The sequence below is a fragment of the Nocardiopsis oceani genome, assembly GCF_054777395.1.
Genome location: NZ_BAAHAR010000028.1, coordinates 1 through 25,086 on the forward strand (window position 1 = coordinate 1; position 25,086 = coordinate 25,086).

Genomic DNA, 25,086 nt, shown 5'->3' on the forward strand with positions numbered 1-25,086 from the left:
AAGGGGCCGGATCGCTCGTGACGAGTGCATGCGATCAACCAGGAATTTTCGGGGAGGAATCGTATGGGCGAGTTGACATCATCAGGAAAACCGTTCGATATTTCCAAGCATGCGGTCTGGGAGGCCTGCCAGAAAGTCAAGGCTAACCACGGGACGCACGGGGTGGACGGGGTATCCATCGAGGAGTTCGAGAAGGATCTGAAGAATAATCTCTATAAGATCTGGAATCGGATGTCCTCGGGAACCTACTTTCCGCCTGCGGTGCGTCAGGGCTGTTTCATTCTCGGTGAGCGGTGATGTTCGCGCTGGTCAGCGAAGACCGATCACGTCCAGCGGGCGGGTGAAGGCCTCATACGACACCCACCGGATCGCGTCGGGCACGGTGTCCTGCCCCAGGCGGCTCAAGAACATCAGGGCGATAGCTCGCAGCGCGGCCAGATTGTCGGGTGCGAGCCCGGAGCGGACCTTGCAGGCGTCCTCGCCCAACGACACGTCCTTGACGTGGTGCCAGGCGTGCGAGTCGGCCAGGGGTGCGGCTCCAACATTTCGGCTGGTCGTTTCCCCTGACCGCTCGCCCGAACCCGGCGTGCCAGTTTCCCGGCACCGGGCTCTCCACGAGTCCCTCAGGCGGAAGGGACTACCCCTGGCCGGATGGTCCACGGGGTCGGGATCGCTTTACCCCGATACCGGTACCGGATGATGGATACCTTGGCGGGGTTGAACAACTCCACACCCTCGGCAGCAAAGCCCCACTGGTTGTGGGGCGTGCCGTAGGTGCGGGCGATCCACCTCCAGTTCTTGCGACGATGTCGACGTCGCAGCCACTTCCAGACACGGTGCCACACGTAGTGCTCCAGATCGCTGAAGGCGATCTTGGAGGCCCCGTGCCGGAAGTACGTGGTCCAGCCCCGCAAGAGCAGCCCCAGCCGGATGAAGATCTTGCGAGGCTCCATGTTCATGGTCTGCCGTCCTGTCAACGCCTTGACCTTGGACCTCACCGACTTGACGGCCTTGTCCGAGGGGTAGGAGTAGATCCGGCGACGGTCAGTTCCCCACTGGGTATGCCGTTGGATACGGAACCCGAGGAAGTCGAACCCGTCGTCGATATGGACGGTGTGGGTCTTGTCTTCCGCGAGGCGTAGCCCGATCTTCGCGGCCACGTCTGCCACTTCCACGCGCAGTGCTTGGGCATGCTCGCGAGTACCGAACACCACCACGACCAGGTCGTCGGCGTACCTCACCAGCCGGTAGGTCGCCCCTCCCTGTTTACGGTGACGGCGCCGGGCATACTCGTTCACATGCGTGTTCCACTTCGCGTCGAAGTGCTCGTCGATCACGCTCAGAGCGATATTGGCGAGCAGTGGTGACAAGATCCCGCCTTGTGGCGTGCCCGCCGGTGTCTCACGCACGAGCCCCTCACCGGTTAGGATCCCTGCGTGCAGGAACGCCTTGACCAGTGCAAGGACCCGCTTGTCGGAGATCCGCCTGCGCACCCTGTCCATCAGAGCGGTGTGCGAGATCTCGTCGAAGCAGTTCGCGATGTCGGTCTCCAGCACCCACTCGTATCCCATACGGGTGTGGTGCCTGATGTCCTCGATCGCGTCCTGCGCGCGTCGTTTGGGCCGAAACCCATAGCTCGATGAGCTGAACCCGGTTTCGAAGATCGGTTCCAGCACGAGCTTGAGCGCGGCCTGCACGACCCGGTCACGGGCCGTGGGGATGCCCAGGCGTCGTAGCTTTCCCCCGGACTTGGGGATCAGCCGTTCAGCCACGGGCAGCGGGGTGAACGTGCGGGCCTTCAGATCTTCGCGGATCCGGGACAAGAACCCGGCGACACCGCCGGCGGAGTTCTCGATTTCCGGACCGGTCCACCCGTCGATCCCAGCGGTACGTGCCCCCGCGTTGTCCCGTACCCGGCGCCATGCTTGGAGCAGGAACGCCGGATCGGCCACAAGGTTGAACAGATCATCGAACACACGGCCTGGGTCGGCCGCCGCCCGATCGTGCAGCTTGGACTGAATCCCCAGTACCCGCGAGGCCGCCGTAGCGGCATCGAACGGAACGCCGGTGTTCACCGGCGTGGCTCCTGACATTTCCTCTCCTTGCTGCGATGACTCGCTGCGGCCCTTCCCCATGTGGACGGCGTTACCGTCCTCGGAGTACTACGGCCGCTCCGCCCCGTGTGGGGCCCGACAACGGACAGCGCGTCTGCCCACCTGGCCGCTGGTTGCGGCGATAGGTGCGGGCAGGCCCCACACGGTTCCCATGTTCACTTCGCTCCGGTTGCCACGGGAGGGATCCGGCTATACCCCGGCGGTCGTCGCCCCACCCGCAGACTCGCGGGGCGACCAGTCCGGCACGGTTGGAGACCGCCACGGACGGGAGCCTGCTTATCGAAACAGCCCGGCCCGCACCGCTGTCCCGCCCCATATCCACCAGGTTTGAGAGCGGTTCTGGCTAACGAGGCGTCAAGCACCGGTTCCTTGTGTATCCCTTCGTGGCTCGCTGGCCGGGCCCGCACGGTCTGGTAGTTCCCGCACGTCCCGACGGTGTCAGGGCCGCTTGCCACCACCACGTCTACGCTTCCAGCGGCGCGGTGGCTGCCCTCAGCTTCTGCCCGGCCGCTGCGACGGCCGGGCGATGGGGTCTTTCACCTCCATCCGGTAACCAAGCGCCTCATGGCGCACCTCGATATTCCAGTGTCCGCGCACCAGAGCACCGACCCGGGCTGCACCGGCCTGCCCCACCTCCAGCGAGGTCACCGCATAAGCGCAGGTCCACGACACCTTCCCTGTGCGTAGATCCCTGACATAGCGGCGCACCCGCACGGCCTGGACCGCGTGTGGAAAGCCTGTTCGCCCGGCCAGGTCCATGGCCTTGACGGTGCGGGTCTCAGCTCGCCCGTGGCCGCGTTCGCGGGTGGTGCCCAACGTGGGGGCTTGAGCCCAGGGAAGCGCTTTGACCTGGGCGAACAACGTCTTCTGGTTGCGTTTGACGGTCAGCACGTAGTCGGCGTGCAGGTCCTCCACCACGTATGAGGCGGTGTCGGTCTGAGTGTGCAGGGCGTCGGCGGTGAGGACCACGCCGTCCAGGTCCACGCCCTCCAACAACACGGCCAGGGCGTCGATCTCGCTGGTGCCCGGCGGGACCCGCACCTGGGCGACCAGGTGCCGGTTCGGGGTCAGGGCCGCGAGCAGGTGCACCGCCGCGCTTGAACCGGTGGCCGATCCGCGCAGGGTTTTGCCGTCCACGGCCACGACCTGGAGGGCTTCGGGGCTGGTCAGCGCGGTCAGGGCATCGGGGGCCAGGGCGAGCAGGACCCGGCGGATGGTCGCCGGGGACGGGGCGGTGCGTGCTCCGAGGGCGGGGCAGGTGATCCGGCAGCCCAGCCGGACCAGGGTGTGCTGGGGTGCGGCGTCGGCCCACTGGCCGATCGCCCGCAGGCAGCGGGCGCCGGCCACCATCGCGCACAGGGCGCACAGCACAACACTGGCCAGGCTGTGGCGGCGGCCCCGCGGCGAGCGGGGATCGTCCAGATGGGCGAGCTTGCCGACAAGGCCGATGGAGGAAGCGGCGGGCATGGCAGACTGGGGGCGCAACGGAGTCCCTTGGAAGTCAGAGATGTGGAAGTCCCTGATCTTCTAGCGGGCTCCGTTGTTGTGTGTGAGGGGTTCCCTGGGATCGCTACGGGGCTGTGACCAGCGCTGGTATCACCCGCCCCCGACTTTGAAACAGCCGTGGTCGGAGGCACTTCCGCCATTTCCGAGGTGATCTTTCCCCGGGCAGCACGCATGGCGTCCACGGCGGGCGTATTGCCCGCCGTGTTCCCGCACTGCCCGAAAGAAGAAGTCATACCCTAAGGATATCAAGAAAGACCCAGAAAGGACCTACCCTGGGGGTGATAAAACACTTACCCGGCCACACTAGCCCGCCTTTTCTTCCCCCGGAAAGAACCCTTCCAGGAAAGGGGCCCCTGCCCCCCTTCCTGTATTCTTGGGCAAATCGGACAAATGTGGGCCCGAATGGGAATGATCTTGCCCCTGTCTCCACTCTCGACGGCCGAGGGTGGAGACAGGGGCAAGATCATCGGGGTTTTCGACGCGCGCATTGACCAGCCGCGACACCCGATCCGTCGACGCTCCGGCGCAGTGGCAGGTACCGGCCGTCAGGCCGACAGAATCAGTTTTTCGGGCGAAGCCCGGAATGGCTCGGACCTCGACCACCCGTCCCCCTTTCCCGATAGCCGCCAACCCGCCGTCGCAGCGAAGCGGGTCAAGGTGGAGCGCCAATGACGCGCGAAGCGCTCGATGGCGACGACCTTGACGCGCGCAGCGGAGACGGCCACAATCGAGCGGCGGGAAAGGGGATTCCTGGATCGGTGGGGGCCCCTAGGCCGGTAGGAATTCCTGGACCGGTAGGAATTCCCATGCCAGCAGGGAACCCCTCAGTGCAGATGCCGACTCGACTCATTCGGTGCGCGCTCTAACCAGCCTGATCCACCAGATCCACCAGATCCACCAGATCCACCTGATCCACTTAACCCACCTGACCCACCTGACCCACCTGACCCACCTGACCAGCCTGTATGTCATCCCATGTGCGCGCGGGCGGAATCCGGTCTATCTTCCTCGGGAAAGCGGAACCGCCGTGAACGCGGGCACGGGCACGGCGGTTCCTCAGCAACCCGCATCGGGTAACCGCGAGGGAGTCTACGTGACGATATTGGTCACCGGAGCGACCGGAAACATCGGAAAAGTGGTCGTCGAAGGGCTGGTGGGGGCGGGGCAGCGCGTGCGCGCCATGACCCGCGACCCGCGGGCGGCGGCCGCCCGGCTACCCGCGGGGGTCGAGGCGGTCCACGGCGACTTCGAGCGGCCTGAGACCTGGCCCGCCGTGCTCGACGGGGTCGAGCGGGTGTACCTGTTCCCGTTCGTGGACCCGGCACCCGTTGTCGGCCCCGGGTTCATCGACACGGCGGTCAGGGCGGGCGTGCGCAGGTTCGTGGTCCACTCGTCAGCGGCGGCCGGCTTCGACTACCAGGGGGACCCCGAGGACGCCTCCCTTTCACCCCTGCGGCGGCACCTCGCCGAGGAGCGTGAAGGCCACCGCGCGATCGAGTCGGCGGTGGAGGCCAGCGGCGCTGAGTGGACGCACATCCGACCGGGCCTGCTCGCTGCCGGGATCGACTGGGCGGAATCGGTGCGCACCACCGGTACGGTGCGCGGGCCCTACCCGCACGCCGGGAGCGCCCTGGTGCACGAGGCCGATGTGGCGGAGGTGGCCGTGGCTGCGCTGCTCACCGACGACCACCTCCACACCTCGCCCACGCTCACCGGGCCGCGCAAGGTGAACCAGATCGATCAGGTCCACGCGATCAGTGACGCGATCGGCAGGGAGGTCGCGTTCGTGGAGCTCACCCCCGAACAGGCCCGCGACGAGTGGTACGACCCGGAGCAGGGGGTGGACCACGCGTTCATCGACTGGCTGCTGGACCAACTCGCGGCCTCGGTGGCGGGGCCCGGGCCGGTCCCCGCCAGCGACACCTACGAACGCCTCACCGGGCGCGCGCCGCGCTCCTTCGCTCAGTGGGCCCGCGACCACGCTGAGGACTTCCGGTGACCCCGGCAGCGGACCACGGTAACGGACGTCAGTGGGAGGACGCGGTGACAGAAGACGACGTAACGGTACTGGTGACCGGTGCTACCGGGCGCGTGGGCCGGGGTGTGGTCTCCGGGCTGCTGCGGGCCGGGGCACGGGTGCGCGCGCTGACGCGGCGTCCCCGGGACGCCGACCTGCCGGAGGCGGTGCGGGTGTTCGAGGGGGACCTTGAAGACCCCGCTTCGCTGGCGCCCGCCTTGGAGGGTGCCGACCGCCTGTACCTTTTCCCGGTCCCCGAGACCGCGCGGGCGGTCGTAGCGCTGGCGGAACGGTGCGGGGTCGAGCGGGTCGCGGTCCTGTCCGGTGCGCTGGCGGACGAGGACGGTGAGGACGAGGGCTACCGCCCGGTGGAGCGCGCGGTCCGGGAATCCGCGCTCGAGTGGACGCTCCTGCGCCCCGGCGAGTTCGCGGCCAACTGGCTCGACCACGCACCCGAGGTGCGCGAGCGCCGGGAGGTGCGGCGGCCCTTCCCCGCGGCGGTGAGCCGTCCCACCCACGAGGCCGACATCGCCGATGCGGCGGTAGCCGCCCTGCTGGGTGGCGGGCACGCCGGGCAGACCTGCACCTTCGGCGGGCCCGACGAGCTGACGGTGGCCGAACAGGTGCGGATCATCGGCGAAGCGGTCGGGGAGGAGGTCCGCTTCGTGGAGCTCACCCCTGAGCAGGCCCATGAGGAGTGGTACGACCCGGAACTGGGCGTGGACCACGAGGTCATCGACTGGTTGCTCGACCTGCAGGGCGCGTCGGTGACCGGTGGCGGGGCGGTCCCGGACAGCGCCGACTTCGAGAGGCTCGTCGGCCGTTCGCGGCGTTCCTTCACCCAGTGGGCCCGCGACCACGCGGGGGATTTCCGCTAGACCGTTGAGATCGAGGGCCCCGCCGGCTGGGCGGTTCCGGCGGGGCGCGGGGCGGGGACACGGGGTGGTGTGTGTTGCCCATCACCTCGTGTCCCCATAAAATGAACGAAGATCATTTTATCTATGTGGCCGAGGAGACCTCATGGGCAGCCGCCTCCGGAACTTCGTCAACGGTGCGTTCGTCGACGCCCACGGGCAGGGGAGCATCGACGTCGTCAACCCCTCGGAGGGGAGCACCGTCGCGGTGTCGCCGATCTCCGACCAGGTTGACGTCGACGCCGCCTTCACCGCGGCGCGCGACGCCTTCGACACGTGGAAGGACGTCACCCCGTCCGAGCGGCAACGCCTGCTGCTCAAACTCGCGGACGCGGTGGAGACGCACGCCGACGACATCGTCGAGGCCCAGCACCGCAACACCGGTCAGCCGCGCTGGATGATCTCCCAGGAGGAGATCGGCATGGGCGTGGACCACCTGCGCTTCTTCGCCGGCGCCGCCCGCACGCTCGAGGGACGTGCGGCGGCCGAGTACATGGAGGGCCACACCTCCTACATCCGCCGCGAACCGGTCGGTGTCGTGGCGCAGGTGACCCCGTGGAACTACCCGCTGCTCATGGCAGTGTGGAAGATCGGCCCGGCCCTGGCCGCGGGCAACTGCATCGTGCTCAAGCCTTCGGACACGACGCCCGAGTCGACGCTGGTACTGGCGCGGCTCATCGGGGAGATCTTCCCCGCGGGCGTGTTCAACGTGGTCCTGGGCGACGCGACTACCGGGGCGCTCATGGTGGAGCACCCCGAGCCGGCCATGGTCTCGCTCACCGGTTCGGTTCGTGCGGGCCAGCAGGTGGCCGCCTCCGCGGCCAAGGGGCTCAAGCGCGGCCACCTGGAGCTCGGCGGCAAGGCGCCCGCCGTGGTGTTCGCCGACGCCGACCTTCCCGCGACCGCCAAGGCACTGGTCGAGTTCGGGACCTTCAACGCCGGGCAGGACTGCACCGCCGTCACCCGGGTGCTCGTCGAGGAGAGCGCACACGACCGGTTCGTGGAGCTGCTCGCCGAGGCGGCCCGGCAGACGCGTACCGGTAGCTCCAACGAGTCCGAGAACGACTTCGGTCCGTTGAACAACGCGCGCCACTTCGCGTCAGTCACCGACAAGCTCGACCGGCTGCCCGAGCATGCCACCGTGGTGGCCGGCGGCAAGCCGGTCGACGGCGCACGGGGCTTCTTCCTCGAGCCGACGGTGGTCAGCGGCGTCCGCCAGGACGACGAGCTGGTGCAGGAGGAGACCTTCGGGCCGGTCCTGACGGTGCAGACCTTCGCCTCGGAGAAGGAGGCCGTTGCCCTGGCCAACGACGTGGACTACGCGCTGGCCTCCAGCGTGTGGACCGCCGACCACGGCGCGGCCATGCGCCTGACGCGCGCCCTCGACTTCGGCTGCGTCTGGGTGAACACGCACGTGCTGCTCGCCGCGGAGATGCCGCACGGCGGCTTCAAGTCGTCCGGGTACGGCAAGGACCTGTCGCTGTACTCGGTGGAGGAGTACACCCGGGTCAAGCACGTCATGCACGCGCTGGAGGTGTGACCGGTCCGGGGCCGTCCACCGGGATCCCTGCGGACGGCCCCGGACCGGTCCGAGCCGACGGTCCAGGTCAGTCCCGGTCGTCGGTCTCGGAGTACTTGTGCCGCAGGCCGTCGATCAGGGCGTCGATCGCAAGCTCGAAGGCCCGGTCGGCGGCCGCGCGGGGGTCGGACGGCCGCTGCGCGGCGAACCGGGTGAAGGTCGGCGCCAACTCCTCGAGGCCGCCCGGGTCGAAGATGTCGGTGGGTGCGGAGGCGTCGTAGGCGGCGCCGAACACGAGCGCCTCGACGCCGACGATGATGTCCACGGCGTCGGCACCGGTGATCCCCGCGTCGCGCAGGGCGCAGGTGACGCGTTCGTACATGCGCAGCGTCTGGGGGGAGTCGGCGACGGGCAGCACCGCCATGACCGGGATGAGCGCGGTGTGCTGCATGAAGCACTGCCGGTAGGAGAGCGCCCAGTGCCGCAGCGCACGGTCCCAGGGCTCTGTGGCGAACGCGGAGCAGTCGATCTGCTCGTTGATCCGGTCCTGGAGCAGGACCAGCACGTCGCGCTTGGCGGAGACGTGGTTGTACAGGGCGGAGGCGGCGACCCCGAGTTCGCGGGCGAGCGAGGCCATGGTCAGGTGGCGGTAGCCCTGGTCGGTCACGATCCGGATCGCGGCCTGTGCGACGCGTTCACGGGACAGGACCGGCGAGGAGGGTCTGCCCCGGCCCCGTGCGCTGCGCGGTTGCTGGCTCACTGACGCCTACTTCCTGTTGTCCACCCGGCGGGGCGTCGACGCGACCCCGCCTTGATTGTAGGCGTGTTGCGAGGGTGCCGAATCGCCGCAGTGGCGGGCGTTCAGCCCGCTGACCAGCCTCGCTGTCGCCTCTGAGGCGGGGGTGAGCTACTTGACAGCGGGCCCGTTGTCCCTATTAATGAATGTAGTTCATTTTGATGTTCGAAGGAGCACACCCATGAGTGGCACACACGTCATCGGCAGCGCCGAGACGCTCGACCGCGATGTCGTGATCGTGGGCGCCGGCCCCGCCGGGCTGATGGCCGCCCGCACCCTCCAGGCCGCCGGGCGGTCCGTCGCCGTCCTGGAGGCCCGCGACCGCGTGGGTGGTCGCACCTGGTCCCGGGAGATCGACGGCGCCTTCCTGGAGATCGGCGGACAGTGGGTCTCGCCCGACCAGACCGAACTCCTCGGCCTGCTCGACGAGCTGGGCATGAGCACCTACCCGCGCCACCGCGAGGGATCCAGCGTCTACCTCGCCGCGGACGGCTCCCGCCACGAGTACACCGGGGACATGTTCCCCGCCGGAGAGGCGACCGAGGCGGAGATGGAGCGCGTCATCGCGACCCTGGACAAGCTGGTCGCCGACATCGGCGTCGAGCGCCCCTGGGACCACCCGCGCGCCCGCGAACTGGACACCCTCTCCTTCACCGAGTGGTTGCGCCGCCAGACCGACGACGAGGCCGCCCGGGAGAACATCAGCATCTTCATGGCCGGGGGCATGCTGACCAAGCCCTCCCACTCGTTCTCGGTGCTGCAGGCCGTTCTCATGGCCGCCTCGGCCGGCTCCTTCTCCAACCTCGTGGATGAGGACTTCATCCTCGACCGCCGCGTCGTCGGGGGCATGCAGTCGGTCTCGGAGACGATGGCCGACGCCCTCCAAGAGGGAACGGTCTTCCTCGAGAGCCCGGTCCGGACCATCCGCTGGAGCGACGACGAGGCCTCCTCGCAGGGTGCACGGACCACGGGCCCGGCCACCGTCTGGTCCGACCGCGTCACCGTACGGGCCCGCCACGTGATCGTGGCCGTACCGCCCAACCTGTACTCGCGCATCTCCTTCGAGCCCGCGCTCCCGTGGCTGCAGCAGCAGATGCACCAGCACACGTCGATGGGCCTGGTCATCAAGGTCCACGCGGTGTACGAGCGCCCGTTCTGGCGGGACAAGGGCCTCTCCGGCACCGGCTTCGGCGCCAAGGAGCTGTGCCAGGAGGTCTACGACAACACCAACCACGCGGACACGCGCGGAACCCTGGTCGCCTTCGTCTCCGACGAGTCCGCCGACCACCTCCTGCGCAAACCCGCCGGGGAGCGCCGCGCCGCCATCCTGCGCTCCATGGCCAACTACCTGGGTGACGAGGTGCTCGAGCCGCTCGTCTACTTCGAGTCGGACTTCGCCTCCGAGGAGTGGACCCGCGGGGCCTACGCGGCCAGCTACGACCTCGGCGGCCTGCACCGCTACGGGGCCGACCAGCGCACACCCGTGGGACCCGTCCGCTGGGCCTGCTCCGACCTGGCGGCTGAGGGATACCAGCACGTCGACGGCGCCCTGCGCCAGGGGCGGCGCACGGCCGAGGAGATCCTCGGGGCTCCCTAGGCACACAGGGGCGGCGCCGTAGCGCACGAACCCCACCCCCTGGTGAGCGCACCGCGAAGCCCGCGCCGCTCACCGGTTCCCGCGGCGCCGCGCCCCCGGCGCCGAAACCCATCCCGGCGACCACAGGGAGAACTCATGACGGACACCACCGCACGGAGCGCGGAGGCGGGGGCCGACGCCCCAACACACTGGAAAGGCCTCAGCAAAGGGGCGATCGGGCTCCTCGGAGGCCTGGTCATCGGTGTCTCCACCATCGCCCCGGCCTACACCCTCTCGGGGGCGCTGGGGCCGACGGCCTCCGCGGTAGGTGAGCACCTCCCCGCGATCCTGCTGGTCGGATTCGTGCCGATGCTGCTGGTGGCGATCGGCTACCGCCAGCTCAACAAGGCCATGCCGGACTCGGGCACCACCTTCACCTGGGCCTCCAGGGCCTTCGGCCCCTGGATCGGGTGGATGGCCAGCTGGTGCCTGCTGGCCGCGACCATCCTGGTGCTGTCCAACCTCGCCGGGATCGCCGTCGACTTCTTCTACCTGGCGATCGCACAGCTGACAGGTCAGGGGTGGATCGCCGACCTGACCCGCAACGTGCCGGTCAACGTCCTGACCTGCCTGGCCTTCATGGCAGCCGCGGCCTGGATCTCCTACCGAGGGCTGGAGGCCACCAAGACCTTCCAGTACATCCTGGTCGCGTTCCAGCTCGCGGTGCTGCTGTGGTTCTCGATCGCCGCGTTCGTCCGTGTCGGCGCAGGTGGGGCCTTCGACGCCACGCCCGTGCGGCTGGAGTGGTTCAACCCGCTCGGCGTCGAGTCCTTCTCCGCGTTCGCCGCGGGTGTGGCCCTCTCGGTCTTCATCTACTGGGGCTGGGACGTGGTCGTGACGATGAACGAGGAGAGCCGCGGCACCACGACCACCCCGGGCAAGGCCGCCATCGCCACCATCCTCGTGATCGTCGCCCTCTACACCGCGGTCACGGTGGCCACGCTCTCCTTCGCGGGCGTGGGCACCGGGGAGTTCGGTCTGGGCAACCCCGACATCCAGGAGAACGTCTTCGCGGCGCTGGCCGGACCGGTCATGGGTCCCTTCGCCGTCCTGATGTCCCTGGCCGTGCTGTCCTCTTCGGCCTCCTCGCTGCAGTCCACGATGATCTCACCGGCGCGCACGATGCTCGCGATGGGCCACTACGGGGCGCTCTCGCCCAAGTACGCGCGGGTCAGCCCGGTGCACAAGACCCCCGGGTACGCGACGGTCGTGGCGGTGGTCATCGCCTCGGTCTTCTACACGGTCATGCGGGTGCTCTCCGAGAACGTCCTCTGGGACACCATCACCACGCTCGGCATGATGGTCTGCTTCTACTACGGCGTGACCGCCATCGCCTGCGTCTGGTACTTCCGGCACGAGGCCACCGCGTCGCTGCGCGGCCTGGTCACCAAGCTGGTGGCACCCTTGCTCGGTGGGCTCCTGCTGCTCGTCTTCTTCTTCCAAACCGCCTGGGACTCGATGGACCCCGCCTACGGCTCCGGATCGCAGATCGGCGGGGTCGGGCTGGTGTTCGTCCTGGGTGTCGCCATCTTCGCCCTGGGGGGCGTGGCCATGGCCGTCCAGTACCTGCGCAGCCCGGAGTTCTTCCGGCGCAGGTTCGCGACCACCGAATACTCCACGCAGAGCTGACCCGCCGTCCGGTTCCAGCGCCCTGTTCCACGACAAGGATTGACATGATCGCTCACAGTCCCGCCGACGGTCCCACGGTGATGCCGCCGGAATGGGCGCCGCACGAGCGCACCTGGATGGCCTTCCCGCCGCCCAACGACACCTTCGGCCCGCGCGGGGGCCGGTCCCTGGGGCGTGCGCGCGCGGCCTGGGCCGAGGTGGCCCGCACGGTCGCGCGGTACGAACCGGTGACGGTGGTGGTCGCCCCCGACGACACCGACGAGGCCGCGGCCCTGATCGGTCCGGAGATCGACACGGCGGTCCTGCCCCTGGACGACGCCTGGATGCGCGATTCCGGGCTGACCTTCGTCCACGACGCGCAGGGCCGGGTCCACGGGGTCGACTGGGTCTTCAACGGCTGGGGCGCCCAGCAGTGGGCGGACTGGGAGTCCGACCGGCTCCTGGGCGGCAGGATGGCGGAGGTCGCCGGGGTGCTCCGGATCCCCAGCACCCTGGTCAACGAAGGCGGCGGCATCCACGTCGACGCCTTCGGCACGGTGCTGCTCACCGATACCGTTCAGCTGGACGCGGGCCGCAACCCGGGGCTGGACAAGGGCGACGTCGAGACGGAGATCCACGCCAAACTGGGCACCAGGCACGCCGTCTGGCTGCCCAGGGGCCTCACCCGCGACTACGACGAGCTCGGCACCCGCGGGCACGTCGACATCGTGGCGGCCTTCACCGAGTCCGGCACCGTGCTGCTGCACCGCCAGGACGACGCCCGCCACCCCGACCACCTGGTCACGCAGGACCTGCGCCGGGTCCTGGAGGGCGCCGTCGACGCCGACGGCAAGCCGCTGCGCATCGTCGACGTCCCGGCCCCCGAGACCCTGACCGACGACGACGGCGAGTTCGTCGACTGGTCGTACATCAACCACTACGTCGCCAACGGGGTCGTGGTGCTGTGCGCCTTCGACGACCCGCGGGACGACGCCGCCGCACGGATCCTGGCTGAGGCCTACCCCGGGCGGCGCATCGAACAGGTCGACGCCCGTGACATCTTCCGCTTCGGCGGCGGCATCCACTGCATCACCCAGCAGCAGCCGGCTCCGCGCTTGAAGGGGAGGTCCCAGTGACCGAGCCCTACGACGTCGTCGAGGCCACGATCCCGCAACTGCGCGTGGACCTCGAGCAGGGCCGTGTGACCAGCGAGGATCTGGTGCGGGCCTACCTGGCGCGCATCGAGGCCTACGACCACGGCGGGATCGCGCTCAACGCAGTGGTGGTGATGAACCCCTACGCCGTCGCCGAGGCCCGGGCCTCCGACGAGCGCCGGGCGCGCGGGCAGACCCTGGGCCCTCTCGACGGGATCCCCTACACCGCCAAGAACAGCTACCAGTCCCGCGGGCTGACGGTCGCGGCCGGATCACCGGCTTTCGAACACCTCGCCGCCCAGCGCGACTCGTTCACGGTGCAGCGCCTGCGGGAGAACGGCGCGGTGCTGATCGGCCTGACCAACATGCCGCCCATGGCCAACGGCGGCATGCAGCGCGGCGTGTACGGGCGTGCCGAGAGCCCCTACAACGGTGCTTACCTGACCTCGGCCTTCGCCTCGGGATCCTCCAACGGCTCGGGAACGGCCACGGCAGCCAGCTTCGCCGCCTTCGGACTGGCGGAGGAGACCTGGTCCTCCGGGCGCGCCCCCGCCTCCAACAACGCGCTGTGCGCCTACACACCGTCATGGGGGGTGATCTCCATCCGGGGCAACTGGCCGCTCGTGCCCACGATGGACGTCGTGGTGCCCCATACCCGCACCATGGCCGACATGTTCGAGCTGCTGGAGGTCATCGTCGCCGACGACGCCGAGCCGCGCGGGGACTTCTGGCGCAGCCAGCCGTGGATCGAGGTCCCGGCGGCCTCGACGGTACGGCCCGAAACCTTCGCCGACCTGGGTGTGGCCGACGCGGACGCCGGTCGGCGGGCCCTTGACGGGCTCCGGATCGGTGCGCCGCGGCTCTACACCGGCCAGGATTCCGAAGCCGGAACCGCGGCCGCCCCCGGTATCGGCGGGCCGACCGGACAGCCGGTGGCCACCCGGCCCAGCGTGTTGCGGTTGTGGGAGGCGGCCCGGGCCGACTTGGAGGCCTCCGGCGTCCTGGTGCAAGAGGCCGACCTTCCCGTGGTGAGCAACTACGAGGGGGACCGTCCGGGGGCGCCCACGATCAGGACCCGCGGGCTGGTGAGCCGGGACTACCTGGACCGCGAGCTGTTGGACCTGTCCGCCTGGGCCTGGCAGGACTTCCTGCGCGCCAACGGCGATCCGCTCCTGGACGATCTGGGGCAGGTCGACGGCGAGCGCGTCTTCCCGCACGACCCGAACGCCCTTCCGGACCGCTACGACGGGTTCGACGACGACATCGCCGCCTACCCGGAGTTCGTGCGCCGCACGGGGATCTCCTCCTTCACCGAGATCCCGCACCTGGAGGAGGGGCTCCGAGGGTTGGAGCGCACCCGGAGGGTGGACTTCGAGGACTGGCTGGACCGCCTGGGCCTGGACGCGATCGCCTTCCCAGCGGTAGCCGACGTCGCCCCGGCCGACGCTGACGTGAACCCCGACTCCGCCGACATCGCCTGGCGCAACGGCGTGTGGGTCGCCAACGGCAACCTCGTCTGGCGCCACCTGGGCATCCCCACCGTGACGGTGCCGATGGGCACGATGCCCGACACCGGCATGCCCGTGGGGCTGACTTTCGCCGGGCGCGCCTACGACGATGCTCGCCTCCTGCGGATCGCGGCTGCCTTCGAGGCGACCGGGCACCGCCGCCAAGAGCCCCCCAGAACGCCGCGCCTCGGGTCAGATGACCGTTGCCGCGCTGTCGATGACGTCCGCGCACGCCAGGGCGGCGAAGGCTGTCGCTGAGCGGCTGTGGCCCGTCTTCGGTACGGACGGCGATACGCAGCGCGCCCGGCGGTTGAACGACCTCGCCGGAACCGTCGGACTCGCACCCCGCATCCGCGCCGACGGAACGCTGGCGTGGGTCGGCTCCAGCGGGGAGCTCGCCCGATGCGTGGTCACTCTGATCGAAAGCGTGGTGTCCCACGGATGGGAGGCGAGCGGGACCTGCGCCGGGGACGACTGCGTCGACGTCTTCGTCCGTACTTCCGGAAGGGGCAGCCGACGGTACTGCTCCCCAACCTGTCTCAACCGAAGCCGGGTCCGCGCCTATCGCGCTCGTCAACGGCGTACATAGAGCGTCTTCCAGTGCTAGGGCTGCGAGCGCGTCCGGTCCGGGGCGAGTAGTGCGGCCCGAAATGCCGACGGCATCCACCGCCTCGTGGATGCCGTCGACACCTCCCTAAGCTGCCGCGATGATCAGTCGAGGTAGCGCAGGCCCGCCGTGGCCAGCTTCTCGCGCATGCCGTAGAGGTCCAGCCCCAGTTCGCCGTCGCGGAACCGGGCCCGCTTGGACTCCTCGTTCTCCTCACGGCGTCGAGCCGCCTCGGCTACCTGCGGTGCGGACTCGCGGGGTACCACCACGACCCCGTCGGCGTCGGCGACGACGACGTCGCCGGGGGAGATCTGGGCATTGGCCACGGTGACCGGCACGTTGACCGAACCCAGCGTCGCCTTCACGGTGCCCTTGGCGCTGATCGCGCGGCTGAACACAGGAAAGTCCATCTCGGCTAGCTCGTCGACGTCGCGGCAACCGCCGTCGATGATCAGCCCCGCCGCACCCCTGGCCCGGAAGGAGGTGGCCAGGAGCTCGCCGAAGAATCCGTCTTCGGACTCCGTGGTGCACCCGGCCACAACGACGTCACCGGGCCGGATCTGTTCGGCGGCGACGTGGAACATCCAGTTGTCGCCGGGCTGCAGAAGCACGGTGACCGCGGTTCCGCACAGCCTGGCCTGCGGATAGATCGGTCGGATGTAGGGACGCAGCAGGCCGGTGCGGCCGAGCGCCTCGTGAACCGTGGCGACACCGAAACGGGACAGTGCTTCCACGGCCTCCGGCGCGGCGCGTTCGATGGAGCGGTGGACGACTCCGAGCTCGGTCATGACTCTCCTCGTGGGTGGGTGGACGGATGCGGGCCGGTACTCAGCGGCCCTGGCTCTTCAATAGGGCGTCGAGGCGCGGGTACACCCGGCGCGCGTTGCCCGCCAAGACCGCTTCGCGTGCGGAGTCGGTCAGGTCGGCGCGGAGGAGGTAGCGGCCCGTGTCGTCGAAGTGGTGGCCCGTACGCGGGTCGACGTCTCGGACGGCGCCGATCATCTCCGAGGCGAACAGGATGTTCTCCGGCGGGACGACGTCCAGCAGCAGGTCGATGCCGGGCTGGTGGTACACGCAAGTGTCGAAGTACACGTTGCCGAGCACGTGCTTCTCCAGCTCGGGCTTGCCCTGGGCCATCGCCAACCCGCGGAACCGCCCCCAGTGGTAGGGCGCCGCCCCTCCGCCGTGGGGGATGATCAGGCGCAGGTCGGGGAAGTCGGCGAAGAGGTCGCCTTGTACGAGCTGCATGAAGGCCGTCGTGTCGGCGTTGAGGTAGTGCGCCCCCGTGGTGTGGAAGGCGGGATTGACGCTGGTGGAGACGTGCACCATCGCGGGGATGTCGTACTCGCACATCGCCTCGTAGAGCGGATACCACGAACGGTCGGTGAGCGGGGGCGAGTCCCACAGTCCACCGGAGGGGTCCGGATTGATGTTGATCGCCACCGCCCCGAGCTCTTCCACAACGCGCCGGAGTTCGGGCAGGCAGTCGGCCGGGTCCGCGCCCGGGGACTGCGGGAGCATGGCGGCGGGGGCGAAGCGGTCGGGGAAGAGTTCCGCCACGCGGGCGATGAGGTCGTTGCAGATCCTGGCCCACTGGGAGGAAGTGGCTGAGTCACCGATGTGGTGGGCCATGAAGGAAGCCCGCGGTGAGAAGACGGTCAGGTCGATCCCGCGCTGGTCCATGAGGACGAGCTGGTTGCTCTCGATCGCCTCGCGCAACTCGTCGTCGCCGATGCGGAGTTCACCGGGCCCGGGGCCACCGTCGAGTGCGGCGATCTGGGCTTGACGCCATGCACCGAGCGCGGCGGGCGCGGTGGTGAAGTGGCCGTGACAGTCGATGATCATCAGTGCTTTTCCTTCTTCAGGGATTCCAGATGCTCAGTGGGACGTAGAGCTCTCCGGCCATGAGCGCGCGTGCGGTGCGCACGAGCGCGGAACGGGTGAAGCGGGTGTTGTCTCCGGGCTCCCGGCCGAGCCTGACCTCGAAGGAACCGCTTGGATGCTCGACGGAGACGGTGGTTTCGGAGCCGTGGCCGACCGGCAGCTCCGCCAGATCGTGCGCGACCGTTCCGGGGAGTACGCAGGCGGTGGCTGCGGTGACTGCGGCCAGCACGCCGATCGACTCGTGGACGGTATGGGGGATGAAACTGCGCGTGGCCACGGCGCCGCCGTGGAGCGGCGGCGAGACCAGCGTCATCTTCGGGTAGTTGCGGCCCGAGACGTCGCCCAGGCCCATGAGCGTGCCGCTGGCCAGGCGCAGCGCCTCGACCCGTGCACACAGTGCGGAGTCCGCGGCGAGTTCGGCGGGACTCTCCTTCCCGGTGGCGCCGAGTGCCGTGGCGGACACGATGACGAGGGGTTGCCCGTTGTCGATGCAGGTGACCTCGACCGGCCCTGTTCCGGGAACCTCGACCGTGTCACGCGGGTTCCCTGTCGGCAGCAGGGAACCGGCGATCGAACCGGCGGTGTCGAGGAACCCGATCGTCACCGGCGCAGACGTGCCGGGTACACCGTCGATACGGGTGTCGCCGCCGTAGGCGACGCCCCGCACACCGTTCTCGAGGGGTGTACGCACGGAGATCTCCGCGACCGCTCCGGTGTTGACAGTGCGCACCCGCACGCTGGTGGTGTCGTCTTCGGGCACGACCATCCCGGTCTCGATGGCGAAAGGCACGACCGCGGCCAGCAGGTTGCCGCAGTTGGCCCGCATGTCCACTGAGCCGTCGTGGGGTTGCAGTTGGGCGAACCGGAACTCGAGTTCGACGCCCGGTTCATCGCTCGGGCCGACGATGCCGGCCTTGGCGGTCAGCGGATGCCCACCGCCCAGGCCGTCGATCTGCAACGGATGGGGTGAGCCGAGAGCGGCCCGGAGCACCCGGGCGAGCGTCTGGTCATCGGTGGGCAGGTCCGCGCGGTTGAAGAACGGTCCGCGGGAGGTGCCGCCGCGCATCAGGACCGAGGGGATCGCCAACTGGCTCCCGCGGAGTGCTGCCCCGGAGCGTCCTTCTTGGGCCGGTGGTGTCTTCGAACGTGTCATCTCTGTCCTCGTGCGGTCCAACGGGCTGCTACTCCTGGACCTCGGACCAGACCAGGTCGCCGTACTCGGGCGCCTCGTCGATGAGGTGGGACTGCAAGTGGAAGTCCACCGCGACGCCGAAAGCGCTCTCCGTCACGAGTGACGAGGTGGCGAACTCCTGCGGGAGGATCTCCGTGAGGGCCTCCACCGCTTCGGGATCGGTGCCGTCGAGGTAGTCCGAGAGCAGTTCCGAGCTCGCCTCCGGGTCGGACTCGATGAACTCCAGCGCCCGGTTGACGGCCCGGTTGAAGCCGTCGATCTGTTCGCCCTTGTGCTCGATCACCTCGTTGGTGCTGAACAGGGAGCCGTGCAGCGCGCCGGACAGGTCGGGGACGTCGCCGCGTTGCGGGGAGATGTAGATGTCTCCCACCCCCTCCGCCTCCGCCATCTGACCGGCCGGCTGGAAGAAGGCCAGGGCGTCCACCTGCCCTCCGGACAGGGCACCGATGGCCGATGACGGGACGGCACCCAGGTTGACCAGGGTGGCGTCGGTCTTGGCGTCGAGACCCACCTGCTCGAACAGGTAGATGAGCAGCGCCTCGGTGCCGGAACCGGGCCCGGTGATACCGATCTCCTTGCCTTCCAGGGAGCGGACCTTCTCCTCCAGGGGCGCATCCGCGTCGGCCCCGTCGAAGTCCGAGGCCGTCACGACGTCCACGTAGTACTCGGTGACGAGCGAGCCGGTGATCTGCGTGTCGGGGTTGTTCTCGGCCAGGTTGAAGGCGTCCGTGAGGACGCCCGCGCCGACGTCAATGGAACCGGAGGTCAGGGCCGCCGCGAGCTTGGCTCCGGTACCCAGCCGGGGCCGTTCACCGATCTCGACGCCCTCGTCCTCGAAGAAGCCTTCCTCTTCGGCGACGTGGAGCGGGAAGAACGCGACGGAGTCGCTGATCTGGCCCACGTTGAGGACATCCGGATCGGAGTCGGCCGCGCCGTCGGCGCAGCCTGAGGTGGCGATGAGGCTTGCGGTCGCCGCGATCGCGGCCGCCGTCCTGAGATGTGTGCTGAGTTTCATGATGTGTGACTCTCGATCGGGTTGGGCGGCCGGTAAGCACTCCCGGCCGGGGGGGTGGACCGCGTGGGCCCGTGTGGCGGGCGCGGGCCCGGCCTGCTCCCATGGGCAGGGCCTGGGGCCTGCGCGGGACGCCTGAGTCAGAAGCCAGGAACCAGAAGCCCGCAGTCAGGATCCGGAGCTAGGCGTCGAGCGGCTTCCAGCGGTTGGCCCGGGAGGCCAGGACGCCCACGAGGGCGTTGAGGACCATGGCCAGCGCGGTCAGTACCACCACCGCGGCGAACACACCCGCGGTGTTGAACTGCGCGGCGGCATCGTTGATGAGGTAGCCCAGGCCGCGGTTGGAGGCGACGAGTTCACCGATCACCGCGCCGATGAGCGCGTACGGGATGGAGACCTTCAGGCCGGTCATGAGGCCGGACATGGAGGCCGGAAGCACCACCTTGAGCGCGACGTCCTTGTTCGATCCGCCCATCAGCCGGACGGCGTCGATGAGGCCGCGGTCGACGTCGCGGACACCGGCGGCGGTGTTGAGGAACACCAGGAAGAACACGCTCACGGCCGCCAGGATGACCTTCATGTCGATCCCGATGCCGAACCAGACGATGAACAGCGGGGCGAGCGCCACCTTCGGGATGGAGTACAGCGCCATCATGAACGGTTCGAACACGTCGTAGACGATGCGGGCCGAGGCGAGCACGAAGCCCGCGAGAGCACCGGTGACGGAACCGATCAGGTAGCCGAGCACCACTTCCTGGATGGTGATCCAGGTGTGTGTGCTCAGGGTGCCGTCCAGGATCCAGGCTTGCAGTTGCTCGGCCACCGCAGCCGGGCTGGAGATGAACATGGGGTTGGCGACCAGCCCGCCGGCCAGGTGCCAGAGCAGGAGGAAGCCCAGGAGCACGCCTACCCGCAACCCCCACACGGTGGTGGTGCGGCCGTGGCGGTACCACCAACTGCGCCTGCGGACCTCCTTGACGGGGCCGCTCGCACTCAGGCCGTTGTTCGTCTGAGCGGGGGAAACCGATCCAGGGGCCATTACCGCGCTCCCTTCTTCAACGCGGCGGACAGTGTGCCGTGCAGCTCCACGAACCGTGGTCGCACCTTGGTTTCGTCGGGATCGCGCGGCCGCTCGATGTCGACCTCCTGGTCCAACAGGATGGTGCCGAGCGGTCCCAGTACGACGACGCGGTCGCCGAGCAGCAGGGCCTCCTCGATGTCGTGGGTGACGAACACGATGGTGTGCCCGGTCGCCGACCACAGCCGCAGCAACTCCAGCTGGAGCTCGGAGCGCAGCTGTGCGTCCAGGGCACCGAAGGGCTCGTCCATCAGGATGGTCTCGGCGCCGTTGGCCAGCATGCGGGCCAGGCTGGCGCGGCGCCGCATGCCGCCGGAGAGTTCGCGGGGATAGTTGTCGGCGAAGTCGGCCAGGCCGACCTTGGCGACGAGGTCGCGCGCCTTCGCCTCGCGCTCGCCCTTGCCGATGCCCGCGATCTCCATGGGCATCTCGACGTTGCGCTGCACGCTCCGCCAGGGCATGAGCGTGTCGGTCTGGGTGAGGTAGCCGATGTCGGGCGTGGGGCCGGTGTGCGCGCTGCCCCGGTGCAGCACCCGACCCGCGGTGGGCTTGGAGAGGCCGGAGAGCAGGTTCAGCATGGTGGACTTGCCGCAACCGGAGCGGCCCAGGATGGTGACGAAGGTTCCCTGCTCGATGCTGAGGCTGAAGTCGCGCAGGGCCACCGTGGCCACATCGTCGCGTTGGAACTCCTTGGTGAGGTGCTCGACCTCCAGTACGACGCTCATTCGGAGACCGCCTCTTCCTCGCGGTGGGCCGAAGGGGCGCCGGACAGGGGGGCCGCTCCCGCGAGCCGACGTGAATTGTGCACCACCATCAGACGCACTTCCTGATCGGAGAATCCGTTGTCGAGGAGGACATCGGCGGCTAGGGCGAGGCCGTCCTCGACCGGCGGGTTGAACGGCTGCCCCAGGTCGGAGCTGATGACGGAGAATTCCGGACCCGCCGACCGGATGTTGTCGAGCCACACGTTCCAAGACACCTTGCCGGTCAGAGGGGTGGTCAGACAGCGCTCGAGATAAGCGCCGTGTTCGGCGAGGGCCCTCTGGCGCTCCGCGGGGATGCGCTGCGAGGTGAACTCCGGGTGGGTGACGACGATGCGCCGGACCCCGCGTTCGCGGGCGAGCGCGATCACCTTCGACGACTCGTCACCGTGCAGGTGGCCCGTGGCCAGGGTCATGTCGTGCTTGGCGATGACGTCGAGAACCTGCCGGGTGGTGGCCCCGACCGCGCCGTCCTCGTCGAGCACGTCGACGGTCGGGCTGATGATCCCCGTGTCCCGCAGGTCCTGCTGGATCTGCGCCCACATGGGTGGTGTGGAGCCCTCTGGGGCTTCCGCGAGGCAGCTGCGCTGGTTGTCGCTGTCCACGGTGGGAAGCCAGACGAACTGGGCGCCGCCGCGTGCCGCGATCTCGACCGCGACGGGGTTGAGTCCGCCCACGGAGGCGTTGAGTGTGATGGCGCCGAGGACGTCGACGTCCGGGTGGACGCTTCGGACCACCTCGGCGCGTTCGGCCGTGGGTGCGTAGTGGGACTTGAGGACGAAGCCCGACAGGCCGTGCTGCCTGAAGCGCGGGGCGAGTTCGAGGTCACTCACCCTGCGCTTCATCACATCGGGGGCGATGTGCACGTGGATGTCGTAGGCGCCTTCGACGAGCTGTCGGGCGTGTGCGCTGGGTACTTGATGATGCAACATGCCGCCCCTTTGCTAACGAACTAGTGAGCGACATTGTTAACGATCTTGGTCACATCCGTCAATACCCACGTAACATCAGGTCAGGAGTGGGTCTCCTCTTCGGGGGTGATGGTGGAACACGGGCGATGAGCGATTACTTCCGATCGGCGAAGTACTCCCGCGTCGCCTGGTAGACGCTCTCCAGATGTGCTCGCATGGCGTCCGCGGCGCGCTCCGGCTCCTGCGCGCAGACCGCCTCCACGATCTCCAGGTGCTCGGGCAACGACGTGGCCGGGCGGTGCGGTTGCGACGCCAGCCGGATGCGGTACCGCACGTTCTGGGCGCGCAAGCGCTGGACGACGTCGGGCGCCACCTTGGCGCCGCTGATGTCCAGCACCGCCTGGTGCAGGTCGCGGTTGGCCTGTGAATAGGCCTCCCCGTCACTCGCGTCCACTGCTTCGCGCATCACCTCGCCGATGGAGCGCAGTCTCGCCATGCCCACCTCGTCGACGCGCATGGCGGCGCGGGCCGCGCACATCGATTCCAGTGCGGCGCGCACCTCCACGATCTCCAGTGCCTCGTCCAGGTCGACGGCGCGCACCCGGGCACCGCGGTTGCGGATCTTCTCCACGAGGCCTTCTACCGTGAGCGTCGCCAAGGCGGCGCGCACCGCGCCCCGGCTCGCGTCGAACATCTCGATGAGATCGGTTTCCACGAGACGCTGCCGAGGGGCGAAGTCGCCGGCGACGATGGCCTGCCGAAGCCGTGACGCCACGCGTTCGGCGTCGCTGACGCTCCCCTGCGTCCCATGGTCTACTGCCTCCTGGGTCATGGTCTTCCTTTCGCTCATGTTCGTGTGCATTATTGTAAATAATCTTGTTCACATCGGAAGGACACTCGTCACCGAGGACGCGATGACAGTCATCACCATGGTCGGGCTGGGTGAGGCCGGAAGGCTGATCGGAGAAGGGCTCGCGGGCGCCGGCGCCCGGGTCCGGGGCTTCGACCCCTTCGTCGCACTGTCGGAACCGCCTATCGTGCAGCACCCCGCGCTCGAGGAGGCGCTCGCCGGCGCTGACGTCGTGATCAGCCTCGTCGGCCCCGACGCCGCCGAGAAGGTCGCGGCCCAGGCGCTCCCCCTGATGTCGGCACCGGCGGTCTACGCGGACCTGAACACGCTCTCCCCCGGGGAGAAGAAGGCGATCGCTGTTGTGGCCTCGGACGCCGACGTGCCCTTCGCCGACGTCGCGGTCATGGCCCCGGTCCCGCGCGCCGGCAGCCGGACCCCGCTGCTCGCCGCCGGCAGCGGTGCGGAAGCTTTCACCTCAGCGCTCTCACCCCTGGGCACCCCGGTCCAAGCGGTCTCCGGGACCGCGGGCGACGCCGCTGCGCGCAAGATGCTGCGCAGCGTGTTCATGAAGGGCCTCGCGGCGCTCATCATCGAGTCGCTCGACGCCGCGAGCACCGTCGGGGCCGCCGACGACCTGCGCACCCAGATCGCCGCCGAGTTCGGCGAAGGCGGTGAGGCCCTGGTCGACCGCCTGGTGGAAGGCACACGGCAGCACGCCGGCCGCCGTGTCCACGAGATGGAGGCCGCCCAGGCCTACTTGGCGGAACTCGGCGTGGCACACCCCGTTACCGAGGCCACACTGGCGCACCTGCACCGCCTCAGCACCTGACAGCGTTCAGGGACAGCACGAACGCGTCCGCCCCGGTCGTTGTCGGGGGAGGACAACGACCGGGGCGGAACCTCGGAGAGCCCGGCGGGCTCCGGCGACGGCAGTGCAGGCAGCGCCTCAGGAAGCGGCTGCCTCGCGGAACCGTTCGAGCTCGGAACGGATATCGGGTCCGGACGGCTGGAAAACGATCTCGGTGACACCCTTGGACCCGAGGTCGTCGAGGCGGCGCCGGACCTCGTCGCGGGTACCGCTGACCGTCACGTCCTTCAGCACCGCGTGGCCGCCCGCATCCCAGGCCGCCCGGTCCGGTCCGTTGAGCTCGACGCAGTGGCCCGCGTGCACCGCGAGGTGCCGGTCTTCGACGGGCGTCCGCTCCACGGCATCCAGCCATTCCGGGCCACCGGGAAGGTCACGGACCGCGTCCGGACCACCGAACTCGTAGGCACCGTGGTAGGCCAGGGCCCAGCCGGGACCGGCCGCGGCGCGCGCATGCTGGGAGTCCGAAGCCTCACCCTCGTCGAGCACCGTGCCCCACGCCAGGTAGGGCACCCAGGAGAACTCGCGCATGAAATCCGGTTGCTGCAGCGTCGTGAACAGCCCGTCACCGAGTTCGCTGGCGACCTCATGCCCTTTGGGGCCGAGCGCGCCGACCAGGACCGGCACGTCGACCGGCCGTTCCGGGGCGTGCCCGTCGGGGTGCAGCATCCGCATCCGAGCGCCCTCCCACTCGACCGTCTCACCCCGGAGCAGGCCGCGGTAGGCGCGGATGTAGGACTCCATGAAAGCCCAGGTGATCGCGCGGTAGCCCATGGCGCGGCGCCCGGTGAAGCCGGTTCCGAAGGCCACCGCGACACGCCCCGGGGCGAGCGCGGCGAGGGTGGCGGTCGCCGTGGCGTTGACCATCGGGTGGCGCAAGCTGGGCACCAGCACGCCGGGGCCGAGCCCGATCTGCTGGGTCCGCTCCGCGGCGAGCGCGAGCGTCATCCATACGTCCGGGCTCTGCTGGGGTGTGTCGTAGACCCAGGCCCGGTCGTAGCCCAGCTGTTCGGCCAGGGCGATGTTGTCCGGTGAGTCGAGGGCGGTCGGGAAAGCGCAGGACACCTCCACGGGCCCCTCCAGTTCGCGTGTTCGAGGACGGCAGCGGACAGGGGCGGGGCGTCGGACCCCGCCCGTGCGGGGACCCGGCGACG

Annotated in this window: 23 protein-coding genes; 10 read left to right on the forward strand and 13 right to left on the reverse strand. The window is 69.1% G+C overall.

From position 1 onward, the window contains the following. Window positions 1-63 precede the first annotated feature (63 nt). Complete coding sequence (locus tag ACYVDG_RS17580; RefSeq protein WP_460753547.1) at window positions 64-297, forward strand: hypothetical protein; 234 nt, start codon at window positions 64-66, stop codon at window positions 295-297. Between the two features lie 12 nt (window positions 298-309). Here the strand turns inward: ACYVDG_RS17580 and ACYVDG_RS17585 are convergent, their stop codons facing one another. The 3 genes from ACYVDG_RS17585 to ACYVDG_RS17595 all read right to left on the reverse strand — a co-directional run bounded on the left by ACYVDG_RS17585 (window position 310) and on the right by ACYVDG_RS17595 (window position 3,599). Beyond that, a complete protein-coding gene (locus tag ACYVDG_RS17585; protein ID WP_460753552.1) occupies window positions 310-492 on the reverse strand; it encodes a hypothetical protein in 183 nt (60 codons plus the stop codon). Between the two features lie 131 nt (window positions 493-623). Continuing rightward, entirely contained in the window at window positions 624-2,075 is a 1,452-nt protein-coding gene (ltrA, locus tag ACYVDG_RS17590) for a group II intron reverse transcriptase/maturase (RefSeq protein WP_460753555.1), read from the reverse strand. A 531-nt stretch (window positions 2,076-2,606) separates the two neighbouring features. Next, window positions 2,607-3,599: an ISAs1 family transposase gene (locus ACYVDG_RS17595; protein ID WP_460753559.1), complete on the reverse strand. Its 993-nt coding sequence runs from the start codon at window positions 3,597-3,599 to the stop codon at window positions 2,607-2,609. Between the two features lie 1,114 nt (window positions 3,600-4,713). Between ACYVDG_RS17595 and ACYVDG_RS17600 the strand changes: the two genes are divergently transcribed. From ACYVDG_RS17600 to ACYVDG_RS17610, 3 genes are all read left to right on the forward strand, one after another. Further along, complete coding sequence (locus ACYVDG_RS17600; protein WP_460753564.1) at window positions 4,714-5,619, forward strand: NAD(P)H-binding protein; 906 nt, start codon at window positions 4,714-4,716, stop codon at window positions 5,617-5,619. Window positions 5,620-5,663: 44 nt separating this feature from the next. Then, the gene (locus tag ACYVDG_RS17605) at window positions 5,664-6,515 is read left to right on the forward strand and encodes an NAD(P)H-binding protein (RefSeq protein ID WP_460753569.1); all 852 of its coding nucleotides are present in this window, start codon (window positions 5,664-5,666) and stop codon (window positions 6,513-6,515) included. 142 nt (window positions 6,516-6,657) lie between these two features. Further along, window positions 6,658-8,091: a gamma-aminobutyraldehyde dehydrogenase gene (locus ACYVDG_RS17610; protein ID WP_460753573.1), complete on the forward strand. Its 1,434-nt coding sequence runs from the start codon at window positions 6,658-6,660 to the stop codon at window positions 8,089-8,091. 67 nt (window positions 8,092-8,158) lie between these two features. Here the strand turns inward: ACYVDG_RS17610 and ACYVDG_RS17615 are convergent, their stop codons facing one another. Further along, window positions 8,159-8,830 carry a TetR/AcrR family transcriptional regulator gene (locus ACYVDG_RS17615; protein WP_460753578.1) on the reverse strand — a complete coding sequence of 224 codons (672 nt, stop codon included), beginning with the start codon at window positions 8,828-8,830 and terminating at the stop codon, window positions 8,159-8,161. A gap of 217 nt (window positions 8,831-9,047) precedes the next feature. On the opposite strand from ACYVDG_RS17615, the gene ACYVDG_RS17620 reads away from it, so the two are divergent. From ACYVDG_RS17620 to ACYVDG_RS17640, 5 genes are all read left to right on the forward strand, one after another. Continuing rightward, entirely contained in the window at window positions 9,048-10,463 is a 1,416-nt protein-coding gene (locus ACYVDG_RS17620; protein WP_460753581.1) for a flavin monoamine oxidase family protein, read from the forward strand. A 135-nt stretch (window positions 10,464-10,598) separates the two neighbouring features. Next, window positions 10,599-12,131, forward strand: coding sequence for an APC family permease (locus ACYVDG_RS17625; RefSeq protein ID WP_460753585.1), 1,533 nt, complete (start codon window positions 10,599-10,601; stop codon window positions 12,129-12,131). A gap of 44 nt (window positions 12,132-12,175) precedes the next feature. Then, window positions 12,176-13,246 (forward strand): agmatine deiminase family protein, encoded by a 1,071-nt coding sequence (locus tag ACYVDG_RS17630; RefSeq protein ID WP_460753592.1) that lies wholly within the window; start codon window positions 12,176-12,178, stop codon window positions 13,244-13,246. After that, on the forward strand, window positions 13,243-15,030 hold the full coding sequence (locus ACYVDG_RS17635) for an amidase (protein ID WP_460753597.1): 1,788 nt from the start codon (window positions 13,243-13,245) through the stop codon (window positions 15,028-15,030). Before ACYVDG_RS17630 ends, ACYVDG_RS17635 begins: the two co-directional genes overlap by 4 nt. Beyond that, the gene (locus ACYVDG_RS17640) at window positions 14,990-15,361 is read left to right on the forward strand and encodes a CGNR zinc finger domain-containing protein (RefSeq protein ID WP_460753600.1); all 372 of its coding nucleotides are present in this window, start codon (window positions 14,990-14,992) and stop codon (window positions 15,359-15,361) included. Before ACYVDG_RS17635 ends, ACYVDG_RS17640 begins: the two co-directional genes overlap by 41 nt. A gap of 122 nt (window positions 15,362-15,483) precedes the next feature. Here the strand turns inward: ACYVDG_RS17640 and ligK are convergent, their stop codons facing one another. From ligK to ACYVDG_RS17680, 8 genes are all read right to left on the reverse strand, one after another. After that, window positions 15,484-16,167 (reverse strand): 4-carboxy-4-hydroxy-2-oxoadipate aldolase/oxaloacetate decarboxylase, encoded by a 684-nt coding sequence (gene ligK, locus ACYVDG_RS17645; RefSeq protein ID WP_460753603.1) that lies wholly within the window; start codon window positions 16,165-16,167, stop codon window positions 15,484-15,486. A 40-nt stretch (window positions 16,168-16,207) separates the two neighbouring features. Beyond that, window positions 16,208-17,224 (reverse strand): amidohydrolase family protein, encoded by a 1,017-nt coding sequence (locus ACYVDG_RS17650; RefSeq protein ID WP_460753606.1) that lies wholly within the window; start codon window positions 17,222-17,224, stop codon window positions 16,208-16,210. A gap of 16 nt (window positions 17,225-17,240) precedes the next feature. After that, on the reverse strand, window positions 17,241-18,416 hold the full coding sequence (locus ACYVDG_RS17655) for a 4-oxalomesaconate tautomerase (RefSeq protein ID WP_460753611.1): 1,176 nt from the start codon (window positions 18,414-18,416) through the stop codon (window positions 17,241-17,243). Window positions 18,417-18,444: 28 nt separating this feature from the next. After that, the gene (locus ACYVDG_RS17660) at window positions 18,445-19,470 is read right to left on the reverse strand and encodes an ABC transporter substrate-binding protein (protein WP_460753617.1); all 1,026 of its coding nucleotides are present in this window, start codon (window positions 19,468-19,470) and stop codon (window positions 18,445-18,447) included. A gap of 178 nt (window positions 19,471-19,648) precedes the next feature. After that, window positions 19,649-20,506, reverse strand: coding sequence for an ABC transporter permease (locus ACYVDG_RS17665; protein WP_460753620.1), 858 nt, complete (start codon window positions 20,504-20,506; stop codon window positions 19,649-19,651). Beyond that, window positions 20,506-21,270: an ABC transporter ATP-binding protein gene (locus tag ACYVDG_RS17670; protein WP_460753625.1), complete on the reverse strand. Its 765-nt coding sequence runs from the start codon at window positions 21,268-21,270 to the stop codon at window positions 20,506-20,508. The genes ACYVDG_RS17665 and ACYVDG_RS17670 overlap by 1 nt, the downstream gene beginning before the upstream one ends. Beyond that, window positions 21,267-22,238, reverse strand: coding sequence for a DUF6282 family protein (locus tag ACYVDG_RS17675; protein WP_460753628.1), 972 nt, complete (start codon window positions 22,236-22,238; stop codon window positions 21,267-21,269). Before ACYVDG_RS17675 ends, ACYVDG_RS17670 begins: the two co-directional genes overlap by 4 nt. A gap of 133 nt (window positions 22,239-22,371) precedes the next feature. Then, on the reverse strand, window positions 22,372-23,067 hold the full coding sequence (locus tag ACYVDG_RS17680) for a GntR family transcriptional regulator (protein WP_460753631.1): 696 nt from the start codon (window positions 23,065-23,067) through the stop codon (window positions 22,372-22,374). Between the two features lie 64 nt (window positions 23,068-23,131). Here ACYVDG_RS17680 and ACYVDG_RS17685 point away from each other — a divergent pair, with 64 nt between their 5' ends. After that, window positions 23,132-23,896: a DUF1932 domain-containing protein gene (locus ACYVDG_RS17685; RefSeq protein WP_460753634.1), complete on the forward strand. Its 765-nt coding sequence runs from the start codon at window positions 23,132-23,134 to the stop codon at window positions 23,894-23,896. 117 nt (window positions 23,897-24,013) lie between these two features. On the opposite strand, the gene ACYVDG_RS17690 is transcribed toward ACYVDG_RS17685, so the two are convergent. Beyond that, the gene (locus ACYVDG_RS17690; protein WP_460753637.1) at window positions 24,014-24,997 is read right to left on the reverse strand and encodes an LLM class flavin-dependent oxidoreductase; all 984 of its coding nucleotides are present in this window, start codon (window positions 24,995-24,997) and stop codon (window positions 24,014-24,016) included. Window positions 24,998-25,086 lie beyond the last annotated feature (89 nt).